Annotated in this window: 11 protein-coding genes; all 11 read right to left on the bottom strand. The window is 67.8% G+C overall.

The genetic code is table 11. The annotated features are described in order from the left end of the window. Nucleotides 1-38 precede the first annotated feature (38 nt). Nucleotides 39-1,229 (bottom strand): substrate-binding domain-containing protein, encoded by a 1,191-nt coding sequence (locus AC27VL_RS00380; RefSeq protein WP_100552668.1) that lies wholly within the window; start codon nt 1,227-1,229, stop codon nt 39-41. 227 nt (nt 1,230-1,456) lie between these two features. Further along, nucleotides 1,457-2,656 (bottom strand): type II secretion system inner membrane protein GspF, encoded by a 1,200-nt coding sequence (gene gspF, locus AC27VL_RS00375; RefSeq protein ID WP_100552669.1) that lies wholly within the window; start codon nt 2,654-2,656, stop codon nt 1,457-1,459. 7 nt (nt 2,657-2,663) lie between these two features. Beyond that, the gene (gspE, locus tag AC27VL_RS00370; RefSeq protein WP_488765233.1) at nt 2,664-4,106 is read right to left on the bottom strand and encodes a type II secretion system ATPase GspE; all 1,443 of its coding nucleotides are present in this window, start codon (nt 4,104-4,106) and stop codon (nt 2,664-2,666) included. After that, entirely contained in the window at nt 4,103-6,478 is a 2,376-nt protein-coding gene (gene gspD / locus AC27VL_RS00365) for a type II secretion system secretin GspD (RefSeq protein ID WP_488765232.1), read from the bottom strand. The genes gspE and gspD overlap by 4 nt, the downstream gene beginning before the upstream one ends. Then, nucleotides 6,475-7,002 (bottom strand): type II secretion system protein M, encoded by a 528-nt coding sequence (locus AC27VL_RS00360; protein ID WP_488765230.1) that lies wholly within the window; start codon nt 7,000-7,002, stop codon nt 6,475-6,477. Before AC27VL_RS00360 ends, gspD begins: the two co-directional genes overlap by 4 nt. Beyond that, complete coding sequence (gene gspL, locus AC27VL_RS00355) at nt 6,999-8,165, bottom strand: type II secretion system protein GspL (protein WP_488765229.1); 1,167 nt, start codon at nt 8,163-8,165, stop codon at nt 6,999-7,001. The genes AC27VL_RS00360 and gspL overlap by 4 nt, the downstream gene beginning before the upstream one ends. Then, the gene (gene gspK / locus AC27VL_RS00350) at nt 8,162-9,067 is read right to left on the bottom strand and encodes a type II secretion system minor pseudopilin GspK (protein ID WP_488765228.1); all 906 of its coding nucleotides are present in this window, start codon (nt 9,065-9,067) and stop codon (nt 8,162-8,164) included. Before gspK ends, gspL begins: the two co-directional genes overlap by 4 nt. A gap of 9 nt (nt 9,068-9,076) precedes the next feature. Then, nucleotides 9,077-9,514 carry a type II secretion system major pseudopilin GspG gene (gspG, locus tag AC27VL_RS00345; protein ID WP_089235831.1) on the bottom strand — a complete coding sequence of 146 codons (438 nt, stop codon included), beginning with the start codon at nt 9,512-9,514 and terminating at the stop codon, nt 9,077-9,079. A 57-nt stretch (nt 9,515-9,571) separates the two neighbouring features. Then, nucleotides 9,572-10,156 (bottom strand): hypothetical protein, encoded by a 585-nt coding sequence (locus AC27VL_RS00340; protein ID WP_488765226.1) that lies wholly within the window; start codon nt 10,154-10,156, stop codon nt 9,572-9,574. Between the two features lie 119 nt (nt 10,157-10,275). Then, nucleotides 10,276-10,827, bottom strand: coding sequence for a hypothetical protein (locus AC27VL_RS00335; RefSeq protein WP_488765225.1), 552 nt, complete (start codon nt 10,825-10,827; stop codon nt 10,276-10,278). A gap of 53 nt (nt 10,828-10,880) precedes the next feature. Beyond that, complete coding sequence (locus AC27VL_RS00330) at nt 10,881-11,861, bottom strand: FecR family protein (protein WP_488765224.1); 981 nt, start codon at nt 11,859-11,861, stop codon at nt 10,881-10,883. Nucleotides 11,862-11,917 lie beyond the last annotated feature (56 nt).

The following is an 11,917-nucleotide window of genomic DNA, read 5'->3' as shown; positions in this document are numbered from 1 at the left end:
GCCGGCGCTTCGATCAGCAGGTGTTGCTTTGCAGACAGTTACAGCGGACGGCCGATGCCCGAGCAGGTGCTCGGGTTGTTCACGGCGCCGGCATTGCTGGCGGTCGCGAAGCGGGTACGGACCGCATCACGCCAGGCCTTGGTCAGCGGGATGAACTTGTGCGCGCGGATGGCCGCATCGTTCGGGCCCTGCTCGACGCCGGCGACCACGACGCTGCCGTAATGGCGGGTCAGGAAGCCACGGACGTTGGCGCCAACAGTGGCGTTCTTGTAGCACTGGCCGAACACGAAGTTGGTGTAGCCAGCGATCGGATAGCCCGCGGACGGGTTGCCGAACACCGGCACCCAGTTGGCGGGGTTTTCAGCAGCGGCGCCGGTCGGCGGAGCAGCGGTCTCCAGGGTCGCCTGCACGCTCACTTCATCCGGCGAGAAGCCCTTGACCTTGGCCACCTTGGTGGCGTCGACCAGGCTCGGGATCACGTCCGGGCCAACGTAGCCGACGCGGCCGTCAACGGCGTACACCGCGTTGTACAGCGAGGTGCCACCGGTAGCCGGAGCGGCGATGAAGTTCGACGGCACGGTGGTGAACAGGTTGGCGAAGGTCGACTGCACCGAGAACGCCGGCACGCCGTTGGTCAGCTTCAGGGTGGTACCGGAGACGTCGGCCGGCTGGCAGGCGCTGGTCAGGAAGCGGGCCAGCAGCTCGCTGGTACCGCTGCTCTCGCCACGGTAGACGACCTGGATGTTGCCGCTGCGGTTGCTGTCGATGCTCGACCAGCTGGTGATCTTGCCCGAGAAGATGCCGCAGATCTGCGCAACCGACAGGTCAACCGCCGAACCGGCCTTGTTGAACGGAACGGTGACCGAGGTGGCAACCGAAGGAATCTGTACCAACGCGCCGAAGCGGTTGGTATCGCCAGCCACGTTGTAGGTGCTGTTGTAGGTGTTCAGCTCGGTGCCGCTCAGCACCGAATCACTGCCAGCGAAATGCACGGTGCCAGTGGTCGAGAACAGCGCCGAGTTGTTTTCCAGGAAGGCCTTCTTGCCGGTGCCCGAACCGGTCACGGCGTAGCTGAAGTTGGCCGGCAGGATGCTGTCGGCCTGGCCCTTGTAGAGGTCGGCCGGCAGCGAAGCGCCGCCGCCGGTGACGGCGGTCTGGGCCGAAGCGGCGCCAGCAGTGGCGAGCAGCGCGGTAGCAACCAGCGCGGCCAGGGTCTTGTACTTGTTCATGATCTTCTCCTGAAGGGTTTACTGCGAAGGTGAAACACCAAGGGAGGAACGGTCACTACACGCCTGCTGCCGCCGAGGGCCTCCCAGCCCACTCTGCGGCGACAGGGACATGCTGGTCGCCGCCGATGACAGGCCGCTTAAGAAACCTGTGGAAGATCGAAAAAAGGTGTGGAGGATTGTGTGGAGAAACCGGGCATCTGTAGATCCACGCCATGCGTGGATGCACGTCATTGCACCAGCTGGTTCATTTCCATGATCGGCATCAGCACGGCCAGCACGATGGTCAGCACCACGCCCCCCATCACCAGGATCATCGTGGGCTCCAGCAATGCCGTAAGTGCCATCGCACGGCGTTCGATCTCGCGCGAGATGGTCTGTGCAGCGCGGTCGAGCAACGGCGCCAATGAACCGGTCTTCTCGCCACTGGCCACCAGATGCACCAGGATCGGCGGATACACTTTCTGCACCTTCAACGCAGCGCCAAGCGAAGTACCCTCGCGCACGCGAGCGGCCACATCATCGGCACAGCGCGCCAGCAGCGCGTTGCCCAGTGTCTGTCGTGCGGCGTCCAGTGCGCGCAGCAGGGGCACGCCGGCGTCCAGCAGGATCGCCAGTGTCGATGCAAAGCGAGCGCTGTTCACGCCCAGCACGAAACGGCCCACCATCGGTACGCGCAACAGCAGGCTGTCCCAGCGCAGACGCAGATCCGGCCGCCGCAGTGCCAGCCGCCAGCCCACCACCAGCGCGCCGATGCCCAATCCCGTCCATACGCCCCACGCGCGTACGAAAGCACTGGCCGCCAGCATCACCTGGGTCAGCATCGGCAGCGTCTGCCGTGCCTGCACGAATGCAGTCACCACCTGGGGCACCACGTAGCTGAGCAGGAAGATCACGATCGCCACCGACACCAGGCTGATCGCTGCCGGGTAGATGAATGCCGTCAGTACCTTCGCCTGCAGCGCGTTGCGCTCTTCGATGTAGTCGGCCAGACGTTCCATCACCCGCGCCAGATCGCCGGAATCCTCACCGGCGCCCACCAGGGCACGATAGATCCCAGGGAAATCGCGCGGCCGCGCCGCCAGCGCCACGGTCAGCCGCTGGCCAGCGCGCACATCGGCACGCACTGCGGTGAGTGCCTGCGCAACGTGCGGGCGTTCGGCCTGTTCGATCACCGCGCTCAACGCGCTTTCCAGCGGCAGGCTGGCAGCCAGCAGGCTGGCAAGTTGCCGCGTGGCCCAGGCCAGTTCGCTGGCCGACAGCCTGCGCGTGCCCCAGCCACTGCCGGCATCGCGTGCGGCTGATACCTGTACCGGTGTCAGCCCGCGCCCGCGCAGTTGCTGGCGCACGCCGCGCGCGTTGTCGGCGTCCAGCTGTCCCTTCTCGATGCGCCCCTGTGCGTTGGCGGCCTGGTAGTCGAACAGTGCCATGCGCGCCTCAGTCGTCACCGGTCACGCGCAGGATCTCCTCCAGCGTGGTCACCCCGCTGTCGACCCAGCGCTGCCCGTCCTGGCGCAGGCTGCGCATGCCGGCACGCCGCGCCGCCTCGCGCAGCGCGGGTTCGCCCTGCCCTTCATGGATCAATGCCCGCACGCGCTCATCCACCACGAACAGCTCATGGATGCCGGTGCGCCCGCGGTAGCCGCTGTTCGCGCAGGCTGAGCAGCCTACGGCCCGCCACACCGTGCGCCCCTCGGTATCGAGTTCGGCACGCCGACACTGCAGGCACAGCCTGCGCACCAGCCGCTGCGCCAGTACACCGCGCAGCGATGAGGCCAGCAGGAACGGTTCCACACCCATGTCGGCCAGGCGGGTCACCGCCGAGATCGCATCGTTGGTATGCAGCGATGCCAGCACGCCATGGCCGGTCAGCGACGACTGCACCGCGATCTGCGCCGTTTCCAGGTCACGGATCTCACCGATCATGATGGTGTCCGGATCCTGGCGCAGGATCGCGCGCAATGCCGCGCCGAAGCTCATGCCGATGCGCGCGTTGACCTGGATCTGGCCGATGCCGGCGAAGTCGTACTCCACCGGGTCCTCCACGGTGAGGATGTTGCTGGTGCTGCTGTCGAGCTGCCCCAGTGCCGCATACAGCGAGGTGGTCTTGCCGCTACCGGTCGGCCCGGTCACCAGCACGATGCCATGCGGCTGGCGGATCAACCCGGTGAAGGTGGCCAGCGTATCGTCGGCCATGCCCAACCGCTGCAGCTGCAGACGCCCGGCATCCTTTTCCAGCAGGCGCAGCACCGCGCGCTCGCCATGTCCCGTCGGCACCGTGGACACGCGGATGTCCAGTGGTCGGCCACCCACACGGATGGCGATGCGCCCATCCTGCGGCAGGCGCTTCTCGGCGATATCCAGGTGGGCCATGATCTTGATGCGCGATACCAGCGCCGCATGCAGCGCACGCCGTGGCTGCACCATGTCACGCAGGGTGCCATCGACGCGGTAGCGCACCACCGAATGCGTTTCGAAAGGTTCGATGTGCAGGTCGCTGGCACCATCACGCGCGGCCTGCGCCAACAGCGCGTTGATCATGCGGATCACCGGCGCGTCATCCTGCGCGTCCAGCAGATCGGTCACCTCGGGCATGTCCTGCATCAGCCGGTCGAGATCGACCTCACTTTCGGCCGCGCCGACCACCGCAGCGGCATCGCCACCGTCACGATACTGTTCGCCCAACCGCTGCTGCCAGACCGCCGCATCCAGCACCTGGAACGGTACTGGCCCGTGCCGGCGGCGCAGCTCGGCCACTGCCCAGGCGGCGGTCTCGGCGGTGCCCAGCAGTACCGGCGCGCCGCCTGCTTCGGCCAGCATCACCCCGTGGCTGCGCACCCAGGCATACGGCAGCAGTGGCAACGGCACGGGCGTGCTCATGGCCCGATGACCAGTTCCGGGGTGTAGCCCAGCCCGCGCAGTTGCTGCAGCGCCGGGTCGAGCGTGGCCGGGTCGCGCGCCACCCGCACCCGCAGACGCTGTCCCGTTTCACCCGGCGTGGTCTCGGCATAGGCCTGCAGGCCAAGCGCGCGCACCTGTGCCACGGCCTGGGTCGCACGCGCCGCATCCAGCCCCTGCGCGTACTGCACCACCTGCACATTGCCCTCGCTGGCCGGATACAACGACGCAAGGCTGCCGTTCTGCAACGGCTGGCCCTGGCCATCACGCGCATTGCCCTGGCCAAGCACCGACAGGTCCTGCGGCGGCAGCTGCGGTGCCGACAGCGCCGGCAACGCCCAGCTCTGCACCGGCTGCGCAGCGGCCTGTGCATTGCGCATGTAGTCATAGCGGTCGCGGGTCAGGCGCTGTCCGGCGGCCGGGTCGCGCACCACATGCGGGCGCAGGAACACCATCAGGTTGGTCTTGGCCCGCTTGCGCGTATCGCTGCGGAACAGCGCGCCCAGCACAGGGATCTTCCCCAGCCCCGGTACGGCGTCGCGGCCGTGGCTGACGCTGTCTTCCAGCAGGCCGCCCAGCACCATGATCTGCCCGTCATCGAGCAGCACGCTGGTATCCAGCGCTCGCTTGTTGGTGATGATGCCGGCGCTGCCCGAGCTCTGCGCATCGATGCTGCTGACTTCCTGGTAGATGTCCAGCTTCACCGTGCCGCCCTCGGAAATCTGCGGACGCACCCGCAGCTTAAGGCCCACGTCCTCGCGTTCGATGGTCTGGAACGGGTTGTTGCTGCCACCCCCACCGTCGGTCACATAGCGGCCACTGACGAAGGGCACGGTCTGCCCGACCATGATGCTGGCCGCCTCGTTGTCCAGGGTCATCAGGTTCGGCGTGGAGAGGATGTTGGCGCCGCCCTTGCTCTGCAGGGCATTGGCCAGCGCCTTCATGTTGAGGATCTGGCCGACGCCCGGCAGGTTGATCGTGCCGTCGATCACGCCGATGTTCAGGCCGTCCTTCGGCAGGACATCCAGCGTGGTGCGCGCAGTGGTGCTGATGCCACTACCACCGGTGGTGCCGCCGAAATGGGTGCCACCGAACGTGCGGCCGTTGCCCAGCATCCATTGCACGCCCAATTCAGCGGCATCGGTCTGGTTGACCTCCACGATCAGGCTCTCCACCAGCACCTGCGCCCGGCGCTGGTCGAGCTGGTCGATCACCCGCCGCAGGTTGCGGTACACCGGCTCCGGGGCGGAAATCAGCAAGGTGTTGGTGGCGATGTCAGCCTGCACCGAGATGCCGTTCTGGCTGAAACCGCTGCTGCCGGCATCGATCGGATCACGACGACCCGGGTCAAGCCGTGGCGATTCCAGCGCATTGCCCTTGCTCTTGCCCTGTGCGGGTTGCGCCGGCGTGCTGGCGCTGCGACCGGTCTCGCCCGGCAATGCGGTGATGCCGTCGCTGCTGCCCATCGCCGGAGCGTCGCTCTGCCCTGCCACCACACCACGCAGCACCCCGGCCAGCTGGGTGGCCTGGGCATTGCGCAGGTACACCACATGCAGGTTGCCGGACTCGTCCTGGGCCTTGTCCAGCTTCTCCACCAGCTGCCGCGCCAGGCGCGTGCGGCCCGGGCTGCTGGAGCGCAGCAGCACGCTGTTGCTGCGCGGGTCGGCCATCACCACCACCTTCTGCGCCGGCTCCGCGCCCTGCGCGTCCAGCAACGGTGCAACCATCGCCGCCACGTCCACGGCAATGCCCTGCTGCAGCTTGACCACGTCGGTGTCCATGCCGGCCGGCGTATCCACGCTGGCGATGACCCGCGCGATGCGCTCCAGGTTGTCGGCGTAGTCGGTGATGACCAGCGTGTTGTTGCCTGGGTTCGCGGTGATCGGATTGTCCGGAGTAATCATCGGCCGCAGCACCGCCACCAGCGCCGCCGCGCTTTCGAAGCGCAGGGCAAACGTGCGCGTGGTTATCTCGCCTCCCGCACCGCCGGCACCAACGCGCCCGCCCAGCAGCTTGGCATCGGCCTGCGGTACCACCCGGCTGACGCCCCCGCTTTCAACCACGGCAAACCCGCGCATGCGCAATGCACCCAGCAACAGCTGGTAGGCCTGCACACGGCTGACCGGCCCATCGGAGACCACGGTCATCTTGCCGGTCACCCGTGGATCGACCAGGAACTGGCGGCCGGTGAAGCGTGCCGCCATGCGCAGCACCCCGCCGATATCGGTGTCCACCAGGTTCAGCTGTACCGGTTCGCCACTGGCGTCCTGCGCCTGCACCGCCGCCGGAAGATGGGCCAGGCCCACCACCAGTGCCAGTACCGCGCTGCAGCCCAGGCTGCGCATCGACTTCATGGATGGCCACCGCCATTGGCGGCCATCACGATGTTTCCGGAAATCCGTGCCGCCGGCATGTTCGCGTCCCCTGTGCGTTGCAGTTGCAGTTGCTGCAGTTCGATGGCCGGGTCGGCCAGCAAGGGCAGCAGCCAGTTCCAGAGCGCATCGGCGGGCACACTGCGCACCTGCAGGTGCCAGCGCCCGTCACGCGTTTCGATATGCAGGCTGCCGGCCAGGCCGGCAGCGGTGATCTGCTGGCGCAGCCCGGCAAGCGTCGGGGGCTGGCCCTGCGCCTGCTGCTGTTGTTCACGGGCACGCAGCAGCGGTGCAAGTGCCGCCGACTGTGCCTGCAGCCGAGGCAGTTCAGCCTGCCAATGGCTGCGCTGTTTCAGCAGCGGCTGCAGCCAGCCCAGCCACAGTGCAGCCGCCGCTAACGCGGCAGCCATCAACAGCAGCATCGCGCGCTCGCGCGCCGCCAGCCGCTGCCAACGGCGCTGCAGTCCATGCAGGGAGGCCGCTGGGCGCCACCAGGCTGCGATCACGGCGCAGCCCCGTTGCTTATCCGCAACCGGCCACCGGCTTCGCGCGCAAGCTGCAGCCCCTGTGCCTGCGTCGCCTGTTGCCAGCGCTCCAGCCGTTGCGCGTCCTCGGCCAACGCCTGCGCGTCGGCGTCAAGTTCCATTTCCAACTGGCCCGGCTGATAGCGCAGGCTGCGAACCTGGCCAGCCAACTCAGGTATGGCCTGCAGCACGCTGGCAACCTGCTGCTGCACGGCAGGAAGCGTCCGTGGCGCTGCCGGCACCGCCAGTGCCCGCCGTGCCTGCAACACCGGGTCGACCACATCGTGGATCTCCGGGAAGTGCGTGCTGAACTGCCGCGCCATGTCCTGCCGCAAGGCTTCACCCTCGCCCTGCCAGCGCGATACCTGCAGTTGCAGACCCAGCGCAGCCAGCACCGCCGCCGCCAACGCAAGGCCGATGGCCAGCCGCGGCGCACCTGCCCCCACGGCCGGCAACGGCAGCGACCAGCCAGGCAGCGGACCGCTGGACTGCGCCGCCTGCGCCAGCACGCTGGCCGGCAGGCGCTCGGCCCAGGCAGGCGGTACGGCATCGATCCACTGCACCGCCTGCACCCCAGCCTGCTGCAAGCGTACGGCAAGCATCTGCATCACCGAAGCCAGGTCACGCCCGCTGCACCACTGGACGAAGCCACGATCACGGCCGCAGCGAACCAGTACATGCTCGCCACACAACTGCAAGGTGGCCTGCCCGGCCGACCACGGCAGCAGCAAGGGGGTCGGATGCAGCGCCTGCAACTGCAGCCCACAGTCCTGCAACTGCTGTTGTACCCGCGCAATCGCCTGCAGGCCAAGCCACGCCACCGCCACCGTGCCATCGGCCGCCTGTGTCCCATGGCCGAGCACTACCTCCTGCAGATCATCCAGCAGCATCGCTTCCACTTCGCCCTGCAGGGCCGCCTGCAGGCGGCGCCCGGACAGCGGCGGCAGCTGCAGCTCCAGCAGGATCAGGTCCTGCGGGTCCAGGCTCGCATGCACCATTGCCTGCGGAAAGCGCTGGCCCAGCGTCGACAGACGGTCACTGCCCGTCGCCAGAACACGGTCCTTGTGCAGCTGCGCCCACTCGACCGCGCTGTCCCCATCCAATCGATCCAGCGCCGGCAGGCGCATTCTCAGCTGCGTGCTCATGCACCGATCCTTGTCCATACCCGTTGCACACGCACGCTGTCATCGCGGTACTCGCGCCAGATCAATGCGCGGAAATCCACCGATGCGCCGTCTGCCTGTACCTGGCCAACCGCCAGGAACCACTCGCTGTGGATACCCAGCGGCATCAGCGCCATCTGTTCGTTGCTCAGCTGCAGCCGGTTGGCGATGTCACCGCGGTTGAGCAGCCAGTGGCCACGATCGCGCTCGCCCAGCAGCGCCTGCAGGCGCCCGGCATCCACCCCGGGTGCAATCGCCTGCAGCACGGCGATATCACTTGTATTGGCGTTGACCAGGGTCTGCGCAGGCAGCACCACCGTGCGCCCCGCCAGTGCCTGTACCGCCACCGGATCGGCGCCGGCCAGTACCTGTTCGATCAGCGACTCGCGCGGCAGCGGTGCGCGCGCCTGCCGCTCGCCATCGCGCAGGCGCGACTGGATCTGCGTTGCGGCACTGGCACAGGCGGCGCGAGGCAGCCCCTGCCCGGCACACAGCGTGGTGAACGCACGCAGTGCCTCCGCTGCAGGCTGGCCGTCTGCCAGCAGCGTGCGCAGGTTGAATCTCGACTGCGCGTCCACCAGCTGCAGGTGCACCGGCAGTGGCACCTGAAGCTGCAGCGGACGCGCCCAGCGTCCGCTGCCAACAGTGGTCAACTGCTCGCGCGCGTCGTCACGCAACTGCTGCGCCGCGCGCTCCAGGGTGGCGTCCACCGCCATACGCACCTGCATGCGCAGCTGATCGCTGCGTACCGCACGCAGCTGCGCCGATTGACGGGTCAGCAGTGCCGTGGCGATCACCGCCACCAGTGCCACCACCAGCATCGCCACGATCACCGCCATGCCCTGCTGGCGGGCAAACGCACCTGGAATTTTACGGCTTGCCATTGTCTGGCCTCACAACTGCCAGGAGCCGATATCCGCGTTGCCGGCCTCACCGCCGGGCTTGCTGTCGGCCCCCAGTGAGAACACATCGATATCGCCGTGCGTGCCGGGGTTCTGGTACTGGTACGGGTGCCCCCACGGATCATCCGGCAGGCGGTCGAGGTAGGGCGTTACCGGCATCGCAGCACTGCCCTGCGGTGGCTTCACCAACGCCTGCAGCCCCTGCTCGGCACTGGGGTAACGACCATTGTCCAGCCGATACAGCTTCATCGCCTGCATCAGCGCGGCAATGTCCTGGCGTGCAGCCACCACGCGGGCCTGATCAGGGCGATCCATCAACCGGGGCACGATCAGTGCAGCCAGAATGCCGATGATGACCACCACCACCATGATCTCGATCAGGCTGAAGCCCTGCTGCCGAGCCCTGCGACCACCCATCTGCGTTGCCATTGTTCCGCCCTCATCATCCTGGAAGAGACCGCTGCCCCATGGTCAGCGGCGCATGTGTCAGTACGATAAACATCCTGCGGAAATCCGCTGTTCCTGCAGCCGATCACCCACGCGGCGTGCATTGGCCACGCAGGCAGCGTCGAGCAGCGACGACGGAATACGCGCAAGCGTGTCGTCCACGCAGCGCTGCAGCAGTGGCGTGGCGCACGCCTGCAGCAGGCGCATGCACTGCAGGGGCGACCAGGCCATGCCATGGTCGAAGCCGATGAACTGCCGATACACCTGGTGATAGCGAAGATCGTCGTGCAGGCGCTGCACGCTCGCAGGCGCGCGCAGCGCGACCAGCAGCACCGCACGCTGCACCATGCGCACCTCCCCGCACTCCTGTGCCAGCGTGGCCAATGCCGATTCCGGCCACGGCTGCAGGCGCGCGTCCAGCGCCTGCCGCAGCAGCATCAACGGATGCCCGCTGGCATCCAGCGCTGACCACCTTGCAGCGTCGGCCCAGGCATCGCTGGACAGCATCCACACCCACGGCTGCCCGTAGCGCTGCACATTCACGGGTGCATGCCGTGCCTGCTCCAGCGACTGGCTCAGGTGGCGATCCAGCTCCAGCATGCTGATCCTGCGACTGTCGTTCATCGGCGTCGCCTGCGCTCCGCGACGCGGGAGCGTCGTACTCTGCAGAAGACGTCAGCAAGGCAACCGAAGCGACAGCACGAATGCGATGTTGAGCAGTGCGTGGCAGCATCGCGGGAATGTCACCGCAGCGTCATCCGCCTGCAGGCTTCCAGGTCCAGGCGCGGAGCATCGCCGCCACAGCGTCGGGCCAGCACGGCAACGTCGCTGCGCTGTGCGAATGCGGCCAGTGCGTGCATCGCATCCGGGTCATCCAACAGTACCGCCATCGACGCCTGCAGCAACGGCAGCTGCCATCCCTCCATCTGCGCATCGCTGGCGGCCACGAACCAGTGCCACAACCGGTGGTAGCGCACGTGATCGTGAAGCGCCGCAAGACCCTCGATGCCATGCATCGCCATCAACAGCAGCGCGCGCGCCAGTGCAGCTGCAGGCAGCGCCCCCGATTCGGACAGCGGCAGTGCCTGCCGCTGCAACCGCAACAGCATCGCCAACGGATGGTCCTGCGGCTCGAACTCCAGCAGCACCGCCTGCTGTCGCCACTGCGCGTCGGACACCACGCATACCCACGGCGCGCCATAGCGGTGCACCATCAGCGGCCGCCGCTGGGTGGTTTCCAGCAGCGCCGACAGATTACGGCGCAGATCCAACACACCGATGGTCTCGTTGCGCATCCTTGGCCTCTCCATGCATGCAGCGGCCGTGCGCGTCGCGCGCAGCCAGGGTCTTACCCCAAGACGGCAATTCCACCCGGAAAGCGACGCAGGCCGAGCGACATGGTCTGCCCGAGCTGCTCCAGCGCCGCATCCGGATCATCGATGCGGAAGCGGCCGCTGACCGGGGCGCGCGCCAGTGCCGATTCGCCCAGCAGCACCTTGCCGCGCCGGTAGCGGTTGATCTCGGCCACCACCTCACGCAGCGGCGCGCGGCGGAACACCAGCATGCCTTCGGTCCACGCGCTGACTTCGGCCGCCACCGCTTCGGCCACCACGCCGCTGAGGCGCTCGTCATACACCGTCTGCTGGCCGGCCTGCAGCTGCAGGCGACCTTGCAGATGCTCGATGCGAACGCTGCCGCGCAGGCAGGTCACACGCACCTGGCCGTCGGTGTTGCGCACATCCAGGCGTGCTGCGCCCTCGTCGGCTACAAGACAGCCCGGCCCGGCAAACAGTGCCAGGCGGGTCCCCGCTGCGGCGTCGATCGCCGCCTGTCCCTGCACCAGCTCGAAGCCCTCACCCTGCGCGTCGCTGCGCCGGCGCAGGCTGCTCTGCGTATCCAGTTCGATCTTCAGATGCGGCGTCGGCGCAATCAGCAGCCGCTCGCCGGTACCGGTATGGAAATCGGCCGTCATCGCCGTCACCGAAGGCCACAGGCCCAACGGCGGGTGCAGCGCAGCCACCACGGCCAGGCTCGCAGGTGCCGCCACCGCCGCCCCCAGGAATGCGCGCCGGCTCCAGCGTTGCGCCGGGGTTGCCGCCTGCGGCTGGCGCGCGGCGGCAGGCAGCTGCTCGCCGGCCAGGCGTACCTGTTCCCATTGCCGCTTCGCGCGGGCAAAGGCCTGCCGATGGCCGGGATCGGCCTCGCACCATTGGCGGAATTTCCTGCCATCGGCCGCCGTGGCCTCGCCCGAGGTCAACCGCACCACCCACGCGTGGGCCTGGCGCTCCACGGCGTCGAGCGGGCGGTGCGGTTGATCGTCAGCGTCCATGAGGGCTCTTGCCGTCCCCGCACGCTGCGGGGTTCTGCTCGGCGTCAAAGTGTAGA

It is taken from the genome of Stenotrophomonas sp. 14P6.2.3 (assembly GCF_057799055.1).
This window is presented reverse-complemented; position numbering and strand designations above follow the sequence as displayed.

What these genes read in the sequence shown, in the direction of transcription:
- gspK (WP_488765228.1), bottom strand. Translation starts at nt 9,067, where the DNA reads ATGGCAAGCCGTAAAATTCCAGGTGCGTTTGCCCGCCAGCAGGGCATG.
- gspD (WP_488765232.1), bottom strand. Translation starts at nt 6,478, where the DNA reads ATGAAGTCGATGCGCAGCCTGGGCTGCAGCGCGGTACTGGCACTGGTG.
- gspL (WP_488765229.1), bottom strand. Translation starts at nt 8,165, where the DNA reads ATGAGCACGCAGCTGAGAATGCGCCTGCCGGCGCTGGATCGATTGGAT.
- AC27VL_RS00330 (WP_488765224.1), bottom strand. Translation starts at nt 11,861, where the DNA reads ATGGACGCTGACGATCAACCGCACCGCCCGCTCGACGCCGTGGAGCGC.
- AC27VL_RS00335 (WP_488765225.1), bottom strand. Translation starts at nt 10,827, where the DNA reads ATGCGCAACGAGACCATCGGTGTGTTGGATCTGCGCCGTAATCTGTCG.
- AC27VL_RS00380 (WP_100552668.1), bottom strand. Translation starts at nt 1,229, where the DNA reads ATGAACAAGTACAAGACCCTGGCCGCGCTGGTTGCTACCGCGCTGCTC.
- AC27VL_RS00340 (WP_488765226.1), bottom strand. Translation starts at nt 10,156, where the DNA reads ATGAACGACAGTCGCAGGATCAGCATGCTGGAGCTGGATCGCCACCTG.
- gspE (WP_488765233.1), bottom strand. Translation starts at nt 4,106, where the DNA reads ATGAGCACGCCCGTGCCGTTGCCACTGCTGCCGTATGCCTGGGTGCGC.
- gspG (WP_089235831.1), bottom strand. Translation starts at nt 9,514, where the DNA reads ATGGCAACGCAGATGGGTGGTCGCAGGGCTCGGCAGCAGGGCTTCAGC.
- gspF (WP_100552669.1), bottom strand. Translation starts at nt 2,656, where the DNA reads ATGGCACTGTTCGACTACCAGGCCGCCAACGCACAGGGGCGCATCGAG.